Source organism: Streptomyces sp. NPDC040622 (assembly GCF_055593965.1).
Window position 1 is genome coordinate 716,328 of record NZ_JBVIXD010000001.1, and the last position, 17,345, is coordinate 733,672.

The window sequence follows — 17,345 nt, forward strand, 5'->3', positions numbered from 1 at the left end:
TGCGGCCACGGCCCGAGCCGGTCGTCGAGGTGTGCGGCGGCGCACGCACCCGCCCGGTCGCCATTCAGCTTGCAGTGAGCTTCAGCACTCACCTTGCGCGGACGGAACCCCCGGTCTGCCTGCAGAATGAGTCCTCATCGCGCCGACCGCAGCGGCTGCGCCCCGATCTGTCGGGTGCGCTCGCGGGGCGGGCGTCCTCGTGCACCAGTCCTCGTGCGGTCACCTTGGCCAGGTGCCGCCGGGTGTCGCCAGGTGCCGCCGGGTGCCGCCAAGGGCGCGTGATCGCGCCGTCGGGCGGGCGGCTAAACTCATAAGGCAGCCTTATGGGGTCATAAAGCCGACCCGCCTACTTACTTAGGCTTGCCTTAGTTTAGGCTTTCCCTCGAGTCACTCCATTCACCGCTCGAAGGGAACCTGAACATGCCTCGCCCTCTGCGGGTAGCCATTGTCGGAGCCGGCCCCGCCGGGATCTACGCCGCCGACGCGCTGCTCAAATCCGCAGTGGCGGTCGAGCCGGGTGTGTCGATCGACCTCTTCGAGCGGATGCCGGCGCCCTTCGGTCTGATCCGCTACGGCGTCGCCCCCGACCACCCGCGCATCAAGGGCATCATCACGGCCCTGCACCAGGTGCTCGACAAGCCCCAGATCCGCCTCTTCGGCAACGTCGACTACCCGCGCGACATCAGCCTGGACGACCTGCGCACGTTCTACGACGGGGTGATCTTCTCCACGGGCGCCACGGCCGACCGCGCGCTCGGCATACCGGGCATCGACCTCGACGGCTCGTACGGCGCCGCCGACTTCGTCTCCTGGTACGACGGGCACCCCGACGTGCCGCGGACCTGGCCGCTGGAGGCCGAGAAGGTCGCGGTCCTCGGTGTCGGCAACGTCGCGCTCGACGTGGCCCGCATCCTCGCCAAGACCGCCGAGGAGCTGCTGCCCACCGAGATCCCGGCGAACGTGCACGAGGGACTGAAGGCCAACAAGGCGCTGGAGGTCCACGTCTTCGGGCGTCGCGGCCCCGCGCAGGCCAAGTTCAGCCCGATGGAGCTGCGGGAGCTGGACCACTCCCCGAACATCGAGGTCATCGTCGACCCCGAGGACATCGACTACGACGACGGGTCGATCGCGACGCGGCGCGGCAACAAGCAGGCCGACATGGTCGCCAAGACCCTGGAGAACTGGGCGATCCGTGACGTCGGCGACCGCCCGCACAAGCTCTTCCTGCACTTCTTCGAGTCGCCCGTCGAGATCCTCGGCGAGGACGGCAAGGTCGTCGGCCTGCGCACCGAGCGCACCGCCCTCGACGGCACCGGCAACGTCAAGGGCACCGGAGAGTTCAAGGACTGGGACCTCGGCGCCGTCTACCGCGCCGTCGGCTATCTCTCCGACGAGCTGCCCAAGCTGCCCTGGGACGTCGCCTCCGGCACGGTGCCCGACCAGGCGGGCCGGGTCATCGAGGAGAGCGGCGAGCACCTCCGGTCGACGTACGTCACCGGGTGGATCCGGCGCGGCCCGGTCGGCCTCATCGGCCACACCAAGGGCGACGCGAACGAGACCGTCGCCAGCCTCCTCGACGACCGCGAGAACGGCCGTCTTCACACGCCCGCCTCGCCCGAGCCCGACGCCGTGGACGCCTTCCTCGGCGAGCGCAACGTCCGTTTCACCACGTGGGACGGCTGGTACCGGCTCGACACCGCGGAGAAGGCGCTCGGCGAGCCGCACGGCCGCGAGCGCGTGAAGATCGTCGAGCGTGAGGACATGCTCAAGGCCAGCGGCGCGTAAGACCCCCGTGCCACCGTGTCAGGTCGTCAGCCGAGGTGCCGGATGGCGCCGAGGCCGACGACCTGGCCAGTGTGGAAGAAGTCGTCCACGCGCGGCAACGTGATCGCGCGGCAGCGTGATGCTGCCGGAGGGCGCCCGCGAGCTCACCGAGCCCCAGCGCCTCGTACGGCATCCTGATCCAGGAGGAGACACCTCAGCGGCCCGCGCCCGGCTGCCGCCTGCCTCCTGCCTCCTGCCTCCTGCCTCCTGCCGAAGAGCGTGAGGTGCGACTCCGGTACGCGTTCACCCTGTCCGAGCCGCCCGGGGAACGCTCCGTCGGCCCCGCCCGTGGCCTCGGATTCACAGAGTACAACTGGCCTGATTCCTTGTGTACGAAGGCGAGTTGGGGGCGCTCCGACGTAACATGACGAGTCGCTCGGGACATGCGGTTCGGGGGGTCGGGCCGCGGCCGGGGTCGGAGAACGGGGGCGGTGCGGGGCAAGGACCCATGGAGCTGGGCGTGAACAGGGACATGCACTACCGCTTACTCGGCCCGGTCGAGGCGTGGCGCGCGGGTCGTCGCCTCACCCTGGGCGGTCCCAAGCCCCGGGCCCTGCTCGCGGCGCTTCTCCTGGAGCCGGGCCGGGTGGTCTCCGCCGAGGCGTTGATCGACGTGATCTGGGGCGAGAGTCCGCCCGACACGGCGAGATCCCTGATCCAGTCGTACGTCTCCGCGCTCCGCCGCGCGCTGTCCGCCGACGTCATCGAGACACAGCCGCCCGGCTATCTGATCCACGCGGACGCCGACCTCGTCGACCGCGCCGCGTTCGACCGGCTCACGGCACAGGCGCGGCGGGCGGCGGCCGATGGAGACCACGCCTCGGCGGCCAGGCTGCTCGGCGAGGCCCTCTCGCTGTGGCGGGGGCCCGCTCTCGGCGGGATCGGCGAGACGCTGCGGGCCGTGGCCGATCAGCTGGAGGAGGCCCGGCAGGCGGCCCTGGAGGAGCGGATCGCCGCCGACCTCGCACGGTCGGGCCACGAGAGGGAACTGGTCGGCGAACTCACCGCGCTGGTCGCCACGCACCCCACGCGTGAGCGCCTGCGCGGCCAACTGATGCTCGCGCTCTACCGGTTGGGCCGTCAGGCGGACGCGCTCGCCCTCTACGCGGAGGGGCGCGACGTCCTCGCGGAGGAGCTCGGGCTCGATCCGGGCCCCTGGCTCCGGTCGATGCAGGAGGCGATCCTGCGGGCGGACCCGGCGCTGCTGCCCGCGCCGGAGGAGGGCCCGGCCGGCACGGACGTCGGGAGCGGCGGCGTCGGCGGTGGCGCCTTCGAGGACCCGGCCGCCCGGGACCACGACATGGCACCGTCGGCGCCCCGGCCCCCGCCCGCCCTCCTGCCGCCCGCCATCGGTGACTTCACCGGGCGCGCGGCGCAGCTGGACGACGTGCGAGCCGCGCTCACGGGGCCGGGGCCGCGCCAGGCCGTGCCCGTCGTCGTCATCTCGGGACCCGGCGGCATCGGCAAGTCCGTCCTCGGCGTCACCGCCGCGCACCGGGTCGCCGAGGCCTACCCCGACGGCCAGCTCTACGCCGAACTGCGGGGCGCCACCGACCCCGTGGCGCCCTGTGAGGTGCTCGGCCGCCTGCTGCGCGCGCTGGGCGCCGACCCGCCGGAGGGGGACGCCGAGCGCAGGGACCTCTTCCGCAGCCTCGTCGCGGGGCGCCGCGTCCTGCTCGTCCTCGACGACGCGGGCAGCGAGGCCCAGGTACGTCCGCTCCTGCCGGGCAGCGCCACCTGCGGGGTGCTGATCACCGCCCGTGCCCGCCTCGGCGCGCTGCCCTGCACGCACCGCACCGACCTCGACGTGTTCGACGCGGAGCCGGGCACCGACCTGCTCGCCCGGGTCGCCGGGGAGCGGCGGGTGCGCGAGGACCCCGAGGCCGCCCGCCGCATCGTGGAGCTCTGCGGGGGCCTCCCGCTGGCCCTGCGCATCGCCGGCGCCCGGCTCGCCACCCGCAGCCACTGGTCGGCGCGCACCCTCGCCGACCGGCTCGCCGACGAGCGCCACCGGCTCGACGAGCTCTCCGTCGGCGACCTGGAGGTCCGGGCGGGCCTCGGCCTGAGCTACCGCGCCCTGGACGCCCCCGCCCGCACCGCCCTGCGCCGCCTCGGACTGCTGGCCGCGCCCGACGTCGCGTCCTGGGTGGTCGCCGCACTGCTCGACGTGCCCGAGGCCGCGGCGGAACGCGTCGTGGAACAGCTCATCGACGCCCAACTGCTGCACTGCACCTTCGTGGACCGCGCCGGACAGCCCCGCTACCGGCCGCACGACCTCGTCCGGGTCTACGCGGCCGAGCGCGCCGACGCCGAGGACGGTCCCGCCGAACGCTCCGCCGCCGTCGGCCGGGCGCTCGGCGCCGGTCTCTGGCTCACCGGCCGCGTCGCGTCCGCCACGCCGTCCGGCGCGGTCGAACTGCACCGCGGTTTCCTGGACTCGGCCGGCCCCGTCGACGCGGCGCCGCGCGCCCGGCATCACCTGGTGCGGCCCGTCGGACCCGCCGCGACGCGCCGGGCGCTGGCCGACCCAGCAGCCTGGTTCGAGGCCGAGGCCGACGCGTTCGCCGCCGCGGTGGAGCGCGCCGCCGCCTATGACCTGCACACCCTGGCCTGTGAGGCCGCGGCCGCCCTGTGCTCGTCCGCGTACGCCGTCGGCAACCGCTTCGAGGCCTGGTGGCGCAGCCACGACGCCGCCCTGGCCGCCGCCCGGCGCGCCGAGGACCGCTCCGGCGAGGCCCTGCTGCTCATCGGGCTCGGGCAACTCCGCTATGAACAGGACCGGTTCGCCGATTCCCAGCTCTACTTCCGGCAGGCGGCGGGACTCTGCGCGGATCTCGGTGACGAGCGAGGCCGGGCCGCCGCCCTCGCCGGTCTTGGCAGCGCCCTGCGCGAGGCCGGGAGGCTGCGGGCCGCGCTGGACGTCCTCGGCAGGGCCGTCGACGGTTTCCGCGCGCTCCGCGACGACCCGGGACTCGGCCTCTCCTGCCGCTTCGCGGGCACCGTGCATCTCGAACTGGGCGCGCACGAAGCGGCGTTCACCCTTCTGGACGAGTCGCTGCAGGCCTACCGCAGACTCGGCGGCCGCCGCGGCGAAGCGCTCACGCTGCGCTCGCTGAGCCTCGTGCACCGCGCGCTCGGCGCCTACGCAGAGGCCGAGCGGCTCGCCGACCTGGCGGTCACCCAACTCGCCGCCCTCGGTGACCGGCTCATGACGGCGTACGCCGTGCAGGCCCGGGCCAAGTGCCGCATGCGGATGGGGCGCTCGCGGGAGGCCGCCGCCGAGCTGCGGGGCGTACTCGACACCTGCCGCGCGCATCGCGACCGCTTCGGGGAGGCGCTCGCCCTGCGCACCCTGGGCGAATGCGAGCTCGCCGAGGGCCGCGTCGACGCCGCCGAGCGCCGGCTCACGGCGGCGGCCGACCTCTGGCAGGCCCTGGACCTGCCGCTGGCCCGCGCGCGCACCCTGCGCGACCTCGCGACGGCGCGGGATGCCGCGGGCGATCCGGACCAGGCGCTCGCCCTGCGCACCGAGGCGCGGCGCGTCTTCACCGCGTACGAGGCGCGCGAGCGGCACGAGCCGGGCAGCTGAACAGGTCCGTTCGGGGGCGTACTCGGCCGCGGGACCGTTTGGCGCGGTTTTGCAGAGAAATTGCAGCGCCGTCCGGCACGCTCTACGTGTCGGCAGCGCAGTGAGGCCGACGGCGACGGGGGATCGGACGGGGGAGAATCCACTGTTGCGCCTATGGCCCATACGACCGGGACAGTCGGCCGTATGGGCCGTACGCCGCGTGGAGACACTGTGAGACCGGGGGACTCCGGGGGCGGGCGGCAGAGCCCGCCCCCGGAGCTGCGTGTGCCGTGCAGACGTCCGTCACGGAGGGGCCGCGGATGCCGCCGATCATTCTCATGAACGATCCCCGAGTCGCCGCGATCCCCGTCCGCGACTGCGGCGAAGCCCTCGTCGACCTGCGCCACCTGCCCTTCGTCGACGTCGACGACCGCCTCGCCGACCCGGACGGCGCCTACGCCCAGTTGCGCGAGGGCGTGGCCTGGCGGCTCGCCCGCGCCGCCAGGCTGCTCCCCGACGGGCTCCGCCTGCTGGTCACCGAGGGCTACCGCCCTGCCGGCCCGCGGACCGAGTACTTCGAGGCCTGCGCCGCCGGACCCGGACGGGCCAACCCGGGGCGGCCGGGCGACCACCCGCGCCGCCGGACGAGCCGCTCCCCGGCGCCGCCCGAGGTGGCCCCGCACGTGGCGGGCGCCGCCGTCGACATCACCCTGTGCACCACGACCGGCACCGAACTCGACCTGGGCACACCGGTCAACGCGGGCCCCGAGGAGTGCGACGGAGCCTGCTGCACGGACTCCGGCGAGATCTCCGCAGAGGCCCGGCGCAACCGTCGTACGCTCGCCGCGGCCCTGGCCACGGCCGGACTCGTGAACTGTCCGACCGAGTGGTGGCACTGGTCCTACGGCGACCGCTACTGGGCCCTCACGGCCGGCGCCACGACGGCCCACTACGGAGCGGTGACCTTCCCTGCCCAGGAGAGGGGCCCTCAATCGTGAAATGTGCGGCGGTGCAACAGCGGTGATCATGGACGGATTTGGCGCTAGCGTCTAGCCGCATGACTCACCGACGGCACCGCATGACATCCCGCCGCCAGAGCGGGAGCAAGCTATCAACACGCCCGGAAACACGTCGACTTGGCCGCTCCTTCGCCGTGCTCGCCGTCGCCGCGGCCACCCTCGCGCTCACCGTCCCCGCGGCCGGCGCGGCGCCCGCGGCCGTCCGCGCGGACCACTCCGTCGCGTCGTCCGGATGCGACGCGGCGCGCGGTGCGGTCGGCGACGCGCTCGCCACACTGACCCGCCGCCACGGTGTGCCGGGCGCGGCCGCCGCCGTCACCGACGGCCGGTGCGGTACGTGGCGTTCCGCCCGGGGCGTGGCCGACCTGGACACCGGCCGCCCGATGAACGCCCGGGACCGGCTGCGGATCGGCAGCGTCAGCAAGACCTTCACCGCCACGGTCGTCCTGCGGCTCGCCGCCGAGGGCAGGATCGGGCTCGACGCACCCGTCGAGCGCTATCTGCCGGGACTGATCCGGGGGCACGGCTACGACGGCCGCACGATCACCGTGCGGCAGCTTCTCCAGCACACCAGCGGGCTGCCCGACCATGTCCAGTCGGTCGCCGCCGAGCCCGTGGACGAGTGGCGCTACCGCCACTTCGAGCCGCGCGAGCTCGTCGCCAAGGCGCTGCGGATGCCCCACCCGGAGAAGAAGTGGACCTACTCGACGACCAACTACGTCGTGGCGGGACTCATCGTCGAGAAGGTCACCGGACACGGCGTCGAGGACGAAGTGAGGCGGCGGATCATCGCGCCGCTCGGACTGCGCGACACCTACTGGCCGGGTGACGAGACGCGCATCCGGGGCCCGCACTCCCGCAGTTACTACCTGGATTCCGCCACGCCCGGTGCGCCGCAGGAGCTCTTCGACGGCACCGAGTGGAACGAGACCTTCGGTGGCGCGGGCGGCGCCCTGGTCTCCAGCCCCGCCGACGTCGACCGCTTCTTCCGCGCGCTGTTCGGCGGCAGGCTGCTGCCCGCGCGGTGGCTCGCCGAGATGCAGCGGACCGTGCCCGCCGACCCGGACCGGCTCTGGCCCGGCGCCCGCTACGGCCTCGGCCTGATCTCCACCCCGCTGGAGTGCGGCGGGGTGTGGTGGGGTCACAGCGGGACGGTGCCCGGCGGCCACCGGGCGCTGGGCGCGGTCGGCCCCGGCGGCCGGGGCGTCTCGCTCGCCCTCAACCAGGTGCCGGGCACCGCCGAGGGCGAGCGGGACTTCCGCGCGGTCGTCACCGCCGCGCTCTGCCCTCCGCAGAGGACCTAGGACCGGCCGAGCGGCACGTCCAGGCGGGCGCGGCGGTGGCTGAACGTGGCGATGGAGTGCGGGCCGTGGTAGTTGCCGAGGCCGCTCTCGCCGACACCGCCGAACGGCAGGTCGGGGACGCGCAGATGAGCCATCGGCAGCCCGAAGCCGAGCCCGCCGGACGAGGTCTCGGCGGCGAGGCGGCGCCGGGTCGTCTCGTTCTCCGTGAAGCCGTACAGGGCGAGCGGCTTGTCCCGGTCGTTGATGAAGGCGATGGCCTCGTCCAGGTCCGCCACCTCGACGATGGGCAGCACCGGGCCGAAGATCTCCTCACGCATGACGGGGTCGTCGCCCGTCACACCGGTCAGGACGGTCGGCGCGATGTAGACGTCGTCCCGGTCGGTGCGCCCGCCGAACGCCGTCGTACCGGAACCGAGAAGGCCGCTGACCCGGTCGAAGTGCCGCTGGTTCACCATGCGGCCGTACGCGGGGGAGGACTGCGGATCGTCGCCGAAGAGGCGCTCCACGGCCTCGGCGAGGGCGACTTCGAGGGCGCGGGCGGTGGCCGGGTCGGTCAGGACGTAGTCGGGGGCCACGCAGGTCTGCCCGGCGTTGCGGAACTTGGCGTCGGCCAGGCGCGCCGCCACCGCCGCGACGTCCGTGTCACGGTCCACGAACGCCGGGGACTTGCCGCCCAGTTCGAGGGTGACGGGAGTGAGGTGCTCGGCGGCGGCGCGCATCACGATGCGGCCGACCGTGCCGTTGCCCGTGTAGAAGATGTGGTCGAATCGCTCGGCGAGGAGCGCGGTGGTCTCCGGCACACCGCCCTCGACGACGGCGACCGCCTCCGGGTCCAGGTGGCGCGGGACGAGGCGGGCCAGCAGCTCGGAGGTGGCCGGGGCGAGTTCGCTCGGCTTGAGGAGCACGGTGTTGCCCGCGGCGAGCGCGCCCGCCACCGGTACGAGGGAGAGCTGCACCGGATAGTTCCAGGGCGCGATGACCAGCACGGTGCCCAGCGGCTCGTACTGCGTACCGGCCGTGGAGCCCTCCGGCAGACCGGCGAGTGCGGCGGGGTCGAGCCGCTGCGGCTCCAGCCACTGGGCCAGATGCTCCAGCGTGTGGTCGATCTCGAGCACGGGCAGGTCGATCTCGGCGGCGTTCGCCTCGGGGCGCGGTTTGCGCAGATCGCTGTGGAGCGCGTCGGCGATGGCGTCGCGGTTCTCGGTGAGCAGCGCGCGCAGCCGGGTCAGCTGCTCCTGGCGCCAGGCGAGGGGCCGGGTGCGGCCGGTGGCGTAGGCGGCGCGCAGGCGTGCGACCACGGCCGCGGGTGTTGCGGCCGCGGCGGTTTCTTCGGTGGAGATGACGTCGGTCATGGGGGGTTCCTCAGGGGGTGCTGTGCGCAGAGCCGTGGCTCTGGGGGTGCGGGGTGGTGGGGAGGTGGGAAGGGGCGTCGGCGCGGAGCAGTCCGGACGCGAGCGCGCGGGTCGCCGTGGGCAGCAGGTCGCGGGGGGCGGGCGCCGTCTCCAGGCCCACGACCTGCGCGACGCAGATGTCGGCGGCCTGTGCGGGGGTGACGCCCGGGGCCGTACCCGCCTCGGTGAACAGGCCGACGAGCAGCCCGCGCAGATCCGAGGTGAACGACGCGCAGATGTCGCGGAAGACACGGGTCTTCGCGTCGAGCAGCTCGGCGGCGTGCGGGGAGTCGCCGGCCAGCTGGAGCACCAGGTCGAGCTTGGCGGCCAGGACGCCGTGCAGCCGCTCCTCGTACGGAGTGTCGGTGGCGGCCGCCGCGCGGGCCCGTCCGAGCGCCTGCTCGTGGAGGCGTCCGGCGAGCCTGCGGAAGGCGTCGTCCTTGCCGCGTACGTACTGGTAGACCGCGGACCGGGACACGCCCATCGTGGAGGCGATGTCGTCCATCGTGGTGCGTCGCACGCCGTACCGCGTCAGGCAGTCGTAGGCGGCGTCGAGGACCTCGTCGAGCCGGTCGGTGGCCATGGCTCAGGCCAGCTGTTCGAGGAGGGCGGCCGCGAGCGGGGCGGAGGACGCCGGGTTCTGGCCGGTCACCAGGTTGCGGTCGACGACCACGTGCGGGGCCCAGGGCTCGCCCTCCCGGAAGTCGGCGCCGCCCTGCACCAGACGGTCCTGGAGCAGCCACTTGGCCCGGTCGGCGAGGCCCGCCTGGGTCTCCTCGGCGTTCGTGAACCCGGTCAGGCGGTAGCCCGCGAAGGACGGGGAGCCGTCGGGGGAGACGGCCGCCAGGAGTGCGGCGGGCGCGTGGCAGACGATGCCGAGCGGCTTGCCGGTCTCCAGCGCGAGCGTGAGCAGGCTGCCGGAGAGGGCGTCGACGGCCAGGTCCTCCATGGGGCCGTGACCGCCGGGGTAGAAAACGGCGGCGTAGTCGTCGAAGTCCACGTCCGCCAGCGCGATCGGCTGCTGGAGCTCCGTGAACGCGGCGAGCGAGGCGGCGACCTGCTGGGCCCCTTCCTGGCCGCCGTTGACCTCCGGGGTCAGGGAGCCGCCGTCGACGGTCGGCACGACGCCGCCCGGGGTGGCGACGACGACCTCGTGTCCCGCGGCCTTGAACGCCTCGTACGGGGCGACGGCCTCCTCGGCCCAGAAACCGGTCGGGTGCCGGGTGCCGTCGGCCAGCGTCCAGTGGTCGACGCCGGTGACTACGAACAGGATCTTCGACATGCGGTGCTCTCCGAGGGGCGGGCCCGGTGCGGGGCCGGTGGACGGTCGGGCGCGCACTGACGTTCCGGGCACTCTGACGTTCTGCAGCCAGATCGTCAGTACGGCGATGTCCTCGACGGTAAACCGCTCAGGCATAGGGATCCAATGATGAAAGTAATAGGAGGTATCGGAAATCCGATACCCCTGGTGGTCCGGGGGGCTGGTGGCACAGTCGGCGGGCCGCTGGGGCAGACTGAAGCGACTCGGCCGGGGCCGACGTGACGGGCCGAACGGGGGAGCGGGGACCATGCGCGGAGGGGGCGTCCGGCGAGCCGGAGCGGTGCGGGGCCGGCCGTGAGGCGCCGGGTGGGCGGTCCGAGCGCCGCGCGCACCTCCTCGGTCCCCGATGTCGTACGCGCCACGCGGCGGCTGCTGGCCCTGGACGCCGAGCGCGGGGCGAGTGCCGCCGTGCCCGCGATCGACGCGGCCCTGCGCCAGGTCCCCGAGCTGACCGCCGGGCCCGCGCGCCTGTACGCGGCGGGCAGTGAACTGCTCTCCGCCGTCGCCGAGTTGTGCGAGGTCATGGGGTGGATCCTGTTCGACGCGGGGTTCCACCGCCGGGCCCACCGGGCGAACGTGCGGGCGCTGGCCCTGGCGGACCTCTGCGGCGACCGCTGGACGGCCCGACTCGTCCTGTTGAACCACGGCATGCTCCAGACCCACGCGGGGTGCCCGAGAGCCGCCCTGGAGACCGTGTCGCGCGTACCGGGGCCGCGCCCGCTCCCGGCCCGGGTCGCCGCGCTCGTCCTGATCCGGCAGGCCCACGCGATCGCCCTGCTGGGCGAGGACCGCACCCCTGTCGACCTGATCCGCCGGGCTCACGGCCGCTTCCTGGACGGCGTGTCCGCCAGCGATCCCGGCTGGGCGTGGTGGATCGACGAGACGGAACTCCTCGGTCACCAGGGATGGGTTCTGGCCAGACTGCGCCACTGGGAACGCGCCGTCCCCCTCCTGCACCGCGCCGCCACCGCCCCCGGCGGGCCCTCCTACCGCGGCCTGTTCGCCGCGGAGTTGCTGTCCGCGCTCGTGGGGGCCGGAGCCTGGCGGGACGTCGGGGATCTCGTCGGGGAACTCGCGCCCGGCGTGGAGCGCATCGGATCGGCCCGTACGAGGGAGTCACTGGGGGGCACGGCGATTCGGCTGCGCCACCGCACGGACGCCCCGCCCGCGGCGCGCGACGCGGCGGTCCACCTCCTGGAACTGCTCAGCGTCCGGGTGCGCCCGCCCGCAGTCCGTCCATGACCAGGTCCATCAGGCGGCCGGCCCGTGCCTCCCAGTCGCCGTGCGGGTCGATGTGCCAGAGGCCGGCGATGGCGAGGAGGAAGTCGTCGGGGCTGACGCCGGGCCGGATGGTGCCCGCCTCCTCGTTCGCCCGCAGCAGGTGCGCGATGGCCTCGGTCAACGGTCCCGGCCCCACCCCGGCGAGGCTGCCGAGCGTGCTCGTGGCCTTGCGTATGGCGTCGGCGAGCCCCGCCTTGGCCATCGCGTACCGGACGAGGCGGTCCATCCACTCCCGCAGGGCCCGGTCGGGCGGGCGGGTCTCCAGCAACTGGCAGGCCGCGTCGGAGACTTGCTGGACCTCGTAGCGGTACACCTCGAGGACGAGCGACTCGCGGTTGGGGAAGTTGCGGTAGAAGGTGCCCTGCCCGACGCCCGCCTTCTTCGCGATCACGCTGAGCGGCGCGTCGCTCGCACGGGTCAGCTCCGCCAGGGCCACCTCGAGGATCCGCTCGCGGTTGCGCTGGGCGTCCGAGCGCAGGGGCGGGTTCTGGTGCCTGCCCATTCGCTCTCCATTCCGCGCGGTACGCATTACGGCCTGGTTGTGCCTTGATTACCGGACAGCTGTCCGGTAACTTCATCCGTTAGTGGACACCTGTCCACTTAGGGTCACTATACCTGCCGCCGCGCCCACTGGGGACCCCTGCTTCCCGGACGACGGCCCCCCCCTTCTCCTGTACAGCGCCATTTTCGTCCCGAACCTCACCTCGGGACCGCCTCGTTCGACGCGATTCGCGAAAGAAGGCCGCTCATGGCTCCATCGACGTCCAGTGCCGTCACCCTGAACATCAACGGCGAGAAGCACACACTGTCCGTCGACCACCGCACCACCCTGCTCGACGCGCTGCGCGAGCGGCTCGACCTGACCGGCACCAAGAAGGGCTGCGACCAGGGACAGTGCGGGGCCTGCACGGTACTGATCGACGGCCGTCGAGCCGTCTCCTGCCTGCAGCTCGCGGTCGCCGCGGAAGACAGAGTGATAACCACCATCGAGGGGGTCGCGGACGGCGACCGGCTGCACCCGGTCCAGCAGGCCTTCCTCGAGTTCGACGGGTTCCAGTGCGGCTACTGCACACCCGGCCAGATCTGTTCCGCCCTCGGTGCCATCGAGGAGCACGCCGCCGGCTGGCCGAGCGCTGCCACCAGCGACGTGCGGCCCGAGGCGGGGGTGCCCGAGCTCACCGCCGAGGAGATCCGCGAGCGGATGAGCGGCAACCTGTGCCGCTGCGGCGCGTACGTGTCGATCGTGGAGGCCGTCGCCAAGGCGGCGCGCGCCGAGGAGGAAGCGGTATGAGGGACTTCGACTACCGGCGGGTCCACGACGTGCCCGGCGCGGTCGCCGTGCTCGGCGCCGACCCCGACGCCCGTTACCTCGGCGGGGGCACCAACCTCGTCGACCTGATGAAGACCGGCGTCGAGCGGCCCACGCTCCTCGTCGACGTACGCGAACTGCCCCTGGACCAGATCGAGACCACTGACGACGGCGGGCTGCGCATCGGCGCGACCGTCACCAACAGCGACCTCGCGGCCCACCACGACGTGCGCGGCCGCTACCCGGCACTGACACAGGCCGTCCTCGCGGGAGCCTCGGGCCAGCTGCGCAACATGGCGACGGTCGGCGGGAACCTCCTCCAGCGCACCCGCTGCGGCTACTTCACCGACCTGAGCAAGCCCTGCAACAAGCGCGCCCCTGGCACCGGCTGCTCCGCCGTCGAGGGCGAGCACCACAACCACGCGATCCTCGGCGCCACCGAGCACTGCGTGGCCGTGCACCCCTCCGACATGGGCGTGGCCCTGACCGCCTTCGACGCGATCGTCCACTACGAGACGGCGGACGGCCCCGGCGCGCTGCCGATCGCCGACTTCTACCTGCCGGTCGGCGACACCCCGCACCTGGAGACCGCGCTGCCCCCCGGCGCGCTCATCACCGGCGTCACCCTGCCGCCCGCCCCGGTCGCCGCCGTATCCCGCTACCGCAAGGTGCGCGAGCGCGCGTCCTACGCGTTCGCCATCGGCTCGATCGCCGCCGCCCTGGACGTACGGGACGGGATCGTCCGGGACGTACGCATCGGCCTCGGCGCGGTCGCGTCCCGGCCGTGGCGGGCCCGCGCGGCGGAGCGCGCGCTGATCGGCGGCCCGGCGACCGCCACCGCCTTCGCCGCCGCGGCCGACGCCGAACTGGCCGCCGCCCGCGCGCTGCCCGACAACGGCTACAAGGTGACGCTCACGCGCAACCTCGTCGTGGCCCTGCTGACCGAACTCACCGAGGAGGCCGCCCGATGACCACGACCACCGTGACCACCGCGGTGACCGGCGCCGTCGGCACCGCGCACACCCGCATCGAGGGCGTCGAGAAGGTCACAGGCGCGGCCCGCTACGCCGGCGAGATCCCCTTCGCCGACCTCGCCCACGGCTGGCTCGCGCTGTCCACGATCGCCCGCGGCCGCGTCCGCGAGGTCGACGCGGCCCCCGTCCTGGAGATGCCGGGCGTCCTGGCCGTGCTGCACCACGGGAACGCGCCGCGGGTCGACGCGGACTACGTGGGCATGCTCGGGCGCCCCGACCCGATCGTCGAGGCCTTCCAGAACGACCGGGTGCCCTTCGTGGGCTGGCCGGTGGCGCTCGTCGTCGCCGAGACGTCCGAACAGGCCAGGGAGGCCGCCGAGGCGCTGGTCGTCCACTACGACCAGGAGCCGCACGACGTCGCGTTCTCCGCCGGACGCCCCGGGACGTACACACCGGACGCCGACGGGATGCGGAAGGAGAAGGGCGATCTGGAATCCCGGCTCGCCGCGGCCACCCACGTCGTGGACGCGCAGTACACCACCCCTGAGGAGCACCACACCTCGATGGAGCCGCACGCCGCGACGGCGCGCTGGGACGACGGCCGCCTCGAAGTCGTCGACTCCAACCAGGGCAGTACCTGGGTGGCCGACGAACTGGCGAAGCTGTTCTCCCTCGACCCGGCCTCGGTGCGCGTGCTGTCCGAGCACGTCGGCGGCGCCTTCGGGTCCAAGGGCCTGCGGATCCACCAGGTCCTCGCCGTGATGGCGGCGACCACCCTGGACCGGCCCGTGCGCGTCGTGATGACGCGCCGCCAGATGTTCTCGCTGGTCGGCTACCGCAGCCCCACCACCCAGCGCGTCCGGCTCGGCGCCGAGCCGGACGGAAGGCTGCTCGCCTTCGACCACCAGGGGCAGAGCCTGTCCTCGACCGTCCACGAGTTCGTCGAGACGAGTGCCGGGTTCGCACGTCCCATGTACGCGGCCGACGCGCACCACACCGTCAACCGTGTCGTACGGCTCGACGTGCCGACGCCGACCTACGTGCGTGCGCCCGGCGAGGCACCGGGGTCGTTCGCGGTGGAGTCCGCGATGGACGAGCTCGCCGAGAAGTGCGGCATCGACCCCATCGCGCTGCGGGTCCGCAACGAACCGGACGTGGGCCCGGTCTCCGGCCTGCCCTTCAGCAGCCGCAACCTCCTCGCGTGCTTCGACGAGGGCGCCCGCAGGTTCGGCTGGGCGGACCGCGACCCGCGCCCCGCGGTGCGCCGCGAAGGGCGCTGGCTGCTCGGCACCGGCACGGCCGCGGCGACCTTCCCCGTGCTCGTCGCCCCGAGCACGGCGGCCGTGACGGCGGAGGCCGACGACACCTTCACCGTGCGGATCACCGCCGCGGACGTCGGCACCGGCGCGCGGACCGCGCTCACGCTGATCGCCGCCGACGCGCTGGAGGTGGCACCGGACCGGGTCCATGTCCGCATCGCCGACAGCGACTTCGGGCCCGCGATGATCGCGGGCGGCTCCATGGGCACCCGCTCCTGGGGCTGGGCGGTCACGATCGCTGCGCGCGAGCTGCGCGAGAAGCTGGTGCCCGGCGGGGAGATTCCGCCCGAGGGCATCACGGCACGGTCGGACACCAGCGACGTCATCGGCACGCTCGGGGAGAAGGAACGTCACTCCTTCGGCGCCCAGTTCGCCGAGGTCGCGGTCGATGTCACCAGCGGCGAGGTACGCGTGCGCCGGATGCTCGGCATCTTCGCCGCGGGCCGGATCGTCAACCCGCTGACCGCCCGCAGCCAGTTCATCGGCGGCATGACCTGGGGCCTGTCCATGGCCCTCCACGAGGAGGCGGTCCGGGACCGGGTGTCCGGCGGTCTCGTCGGCCCCGACCTCGCCGGCTACCACATCGCGGCCAATGCCGACGTGCCGCGCATCGAGGCGGACTGGGTGCCCGACCTCGACGCGGACGACCCGGTCGGCATCAAGGGCATCGGTGAGATCGGCATCGTGGGCGCGGCGGCGGCGGTCGCCAACGCGGTCTGGCACGCGACGGGCGTCCGCCACCGGTCCCTGCCGATCCGCCCCGACCGCGTCCTGCTCGCGGGGACCACGCCCGGCACCACGGAGGCGGGACTCGGGGAAGGCGCCCGTGCTTGACATCGCCGAGGACCTGAACCGCTGGGTCCAGGAGGGCCGGGACTTCGCCGTCGCCACCGTCGTCACCACCGGCGGCAGCGCGCCGCGCGGTCCCGGCGCAGCCCTCGCCGTCGACGGCGAGGGAGCGGTCATCGGCTCGGTCTCCGGCGGCTGTGTGGAGGGGGCGGTCTACGACCTGTGCGTCCAGGCCCTCCAGGACGGCGAGGCCACCGTCGAGCGGTTCGGCTACAGCGACGAGGACGCCTTCGCGGTCGGTCTGACCTGCGGCGGTGTCATCGAGGTCCTGGTCACCCCGGTGGCCGCGGACGCGCCGGACCGGGCGGTGTACGCCGCCGCGCTCTCGGCCGCCGCGGGCGGCGGCACGGCGGCCCTGGCCCGGGTGTTCCGCGGCCCGGCCGCACTGCTCGGCAGGCCGCTCCTGGTGCTTCCGGCGGGAGCGGGCGAAGAGCGGTCCGGCGGGTCGTCGGACGGGACACTGGGCGGGCATCCGGACCTCGACCGCACCGCGGTGGGGGAGAGCCGCGCCCTGCTGGCGGCGGGCCGCACCGGGGAGTTCGTCGTCTCCGAGAGCGGCGCGCACTGCGGCAGCGAGGTGACGGTCCTCGTCGAGTCGAGCGTGCCGCCACCCCGCATGATCGTGTTCGGGGCCGTCGACTTCGCGGCGGCCCTGGTCCGCACGGGCAAGTTCCTCGGCTACCACGTCACGGTGTGCGACGCCCGCCCGGTGTTCGCCACCCCGGCGCGCTTCCCGGAGGCCGACGACATCGTCGTCGAATGGCCGCACCGCTACCTCCGCCGCACCGGCACGGACAGCCGTACCGTCCTGTGTGTGCTCACCCACGACGCGAAGTTCGACGTGCCGCTCCTCGCGGCGGCGCTGCGGCTGCCCGTCGCGTTCGTCGGCGCGATGGGTTCGCGCCGCACGCACGAGGACCGCAACCGCAGGCTGCGCGAGGTGGGCGTCACCGAGGACGAACTGGCCCTCCTCCGCTCGCCGATCGGCCTCGACCTCGGGGCCCGTACGCCCGAGGAGACCGCCCTGTCCATCGCGGCGGAGATCGTCGCGGTGCGGCAGGGCGGCACGGGCCGGCCGCTGACCGGCGCACGGACGCCGATCCACCACGACGTCCCGGGCGGGGCGCCGTCGCGGGCCGGCGTGCTGACCTGACCGGTGGTGAACTCCCGCTCCGCTGCGGGCAGA

Annotated in this window: 13 protein-coding genes; 9 read left to right on the forward strand and 4 right to left on the reverse strand. The window is 73.8% G+C overall.

What is annotated here, in order from left to right:
* Positions 1 to 420 precede the first annotated feature (420 nt).
* The 4 genes from ACZ592_RS03105 (at position 421) to ACZ592_RS03120 (ending at position 7,715) form a co-directional block, all read left to right on the forward strand.
* Complete coding sequence (locus tag ACZ592_RS03105) at positions 421 to 1,785, forward strand: FAD-dependent oxidoreductase (protein WP_471579738.1); 1,365 nt, start codon at positions 421 to 423, stop codon at positions 1,783 to 1,785.
* Between the two features lie 499 nt (positions 1,786 to 2,284).
* Positions 2,285 to 5,413 (forward strand): AfsR/SARP family transcriptional regulator, encoded by a 3,129-nt coding sequence (locus tag ACZ592_RS03110; RefSeq protein WP_471579739.1) that lies wholly within the window; start codon positions 2,285 to 2,287, stop codon positions 5,411 to 5,413.
* Positions 5,414 to 5,712: 299 nt separating this feature from the next.
* Entirely contained in the window at positions 5,713 to 6,390 is a 678-nt protein-coding gene (locus ACZ592_RS03115; RefSeq protein ID WP_471579740.1) for a M15 family metallopeptidase, read from the forward strand.
* Between the two features lie 59 nt (positions 6,391 to 6,449).
* Entirely contained in the window at positions 6,450 to 7,715 is a 1,266-nt protein-coding gene (locus ACZ592_RS03120; protein ID WP_471579741.1) for a serine hydrolase domain-containing protein, read from the forward strand.
* Here the strand turns inward: ACZ592_RS03120 and ACZ592_RS03125 are convergent.
* The 3 genes from ACZ592_RS03125 to ACZ592_RS03135 are packed head-to-tail and all read right to left on the reverse strand — an operon-like array spanning position 7,712 to position 10,388.
* Complete coding sequence (locus ACZ592_RS03125; protein ID WP_471579742.1) at positions 7,712 to 9,067, reverse strand: aldehyde dehydrogenase family protein; 1,356 nt, start codon at positions 9,065 to 9,067, stop codon at positions 7,712 to 7,714. The genes ACZ592_RS03120 and ACZ592_RS03125 overlap by 4 nt on opposite strands.
* 10 nt (positions 9,068 to 9,077) lie before the next feature.
* Positions 9,078 to 9,689, reverse strand: coding sequence for a TetR/AcrR family transcriptional regulator (locus tag ACZ592_RS03130; RefSeq protein WP_471579743.1), 612 nt, complete (start codon positions 9,687 to 9,689; stop codon positions 9,078 to 9,080).
* A 3-nt stretch (positions 9,690 to 9,692) separates the two neighbouring features.
* Positions 9,693 to 10,388 carry a type 1 glutamine amidotransferase domain-containing protein gene (locus ACZ592_RS03135; protein ID WP_471579744.1) on the reverse strand — a complete coding sequence of 232 codons (696 nt, stop codon included), beginning with the start codon at positions 10,386 to 10,388 and terminating at the stop codon, positions 9,693 to 9,695.
* 333 nt (positions 10,389 to 10,721) lie between these two features.
* Between ACZ592_RS03135 and ACZ592_RS03140 the strand changes: the two genes are divergently transcribed.
* Entirely contained in the window at positions 10,722 to 11,669 is a 948-nt protein-coding gene (locus ACZ592_RS03140; protein WP_471579745.1) for a DNA-binding protein, read from the forward strand.
* Here ACZ592_RS03140 and ACZ592_RS03145 read toward each other — a convergent pair.
* Positions 11,632 to 12,210, reverse strand: a complete 579-nt coding sequence (locus ACZ592_RS03145) for a TetR/AcrR family transcriptional regulator (RefSeq protein WP_471579746.1) — start codon at positions 12,208 to 12,210, stop codon at positions 11,632 to 11,634. The genes ACZ592_RS03140 and ACZ592_RS03145 overlap by 38 nt on opposite strands.
* 246 nt (positions 12,211 to 12,456) lie before the next feature.
* Between ACZ592_RS03145 and ACZ592_RS03150 the strand changes: the two genes are divergently transcribed.
* Genes ACZ592_RS03150 through ACZ592_RS03165 form a run of 4 tightly spaced genes read left to right on the forward strand, consistent with a single transcriptional unit; the run spans position 12,457 to position 17,312 of the window.
* Positions 12,457 to 12,999 carry a 2Fe-2S iron-sulfur cluster-binding protein gene (locus ACZ592_RS03150; protein WP_471579747.1) on the forward strand — a complete coding sequence of 181 codons (543 nt, stop codon included), beginning with the start codon at positions 12,457 to 12,459 and terminating at the stop codon, positions 12,997 to 12,999.
* Positions 12,996 to 13,988: an FAD binding domain-containing protein gene (locus ACZ592_RS03155; RefSeq protein ID WP_471579748.1), complete on the forward strand. Its 993-nt coding sequence runs from the start codon at positions 12,996 to 12,998 to the stop codon at positions 13,986 to 13,988. Before ACZ592_RS03150 ends, ACZ592_RS03155 begins: the two co-directional genes overlap by 4 nt.
* Positions 13,985 to 16,144, forward strand: a complete 2,160-nt coding sequence (locus ACZ592_RS03160; protein WP_471579749.1) for a xanthine dehydrogenase family protein molybdopterin-binding subunit — start codon at positions 13,985 to 13,987, stop codon at positions 16,142 to 16,144. The genes ACZ592_RS03155 and ACZ592_RS03160 overlap by 4 nt, the downstream gene beginning before the upstream one ends.
* Complete coding sequence (locus tag ACZ592_RS03165) at positions 16,137 to 17,312, forward strand: XdhC family protein (RefSeq protein ID WP_471579750.1); 1,176 nt, start codon at positions 16,137 to 16,139, stop codon at positions 17,310 to 17,312. The genes ACZ592_RS03160 and ACZ592_RS03165 overlap by 8 nt, the downstream gene beginning before the upstream one ends.
* Positions 17,313 to 17,345: the final 33 nt, after the last annotated feature.

Bases quoted from the DNA above. Each gene is read 5' to 3' on its own strand.
- ACZ592_RS03105 (WP_471579738.1), top strand. From the start codon at position 421: ATGCCTCGCCCTCTGCGGGTAGCCATTGTCGGAGCCGGCCCCGCCGGG.
- ACZ592_RS03115 (WP_471579740.1), top strand. From the start codon at position 5,713: ATGCCGCCGATCATTCTCATGAACGATCCCCGAGTCGCCGCGATCCCC.
- ACZ592_RS03120 (WP_471579741.1), top strand. From the start codon at position 6,450: ATGACTCACCGACGGCACCGCATGACATCCCGCCGCCAGAGCGGGAGC.
- ACZ592_RS03125 (WP_471579742.1), bottom strand. From the start codon at position 9,067: ATGACCGACGTCATCTCCACCGAAGAAACCGCCGCGGCCGCAACACCC.
- ACZ592_RS03130 (WP_471579743.1), bottom strand. From the start codon at position 9,689: ATGGCCACCGACCGGCTCGACGAGGTCCTCGACGCCGCCTACGACTGC.
- ACZ592_RS03135 (WP_471579744.1), bottom strand. From the start codon at position 10,388: ATGTCGAAGATCCTGTTCGTAGTCACCGGCGTCGACCACTGGACGCTG.
- ACZ592_RS03145 (WP_471579746.1), bottom strand. From the start codon at position 12,210: ATGGGCAGGCACCAGAACCCGCCCCTGCGCTCGGACGCCCAGCGCAAC.
- ACZ592_RS03150 (WP_471579747.1), top strand. From the start codon at position 12,457: ATGGCTCCATCGACGTCCAGTGCCGTCACCCTGAACATCAACGGCGAG.
- ACZ592_RS03155 (WP_471579748.1), top strand. From the start codon at position 12,996: ATGAGGGACTTCGACTACCGGCGGGTCCACGACGTGCCCGGCGCGGTC.
- ACZ592_RS03160 (WP_471579749.1), top strand. From the start codon at position 13,985: ATGACCACGACCACCGTGACCACCGCGGTGACCGGCGCCGTCGGCACC.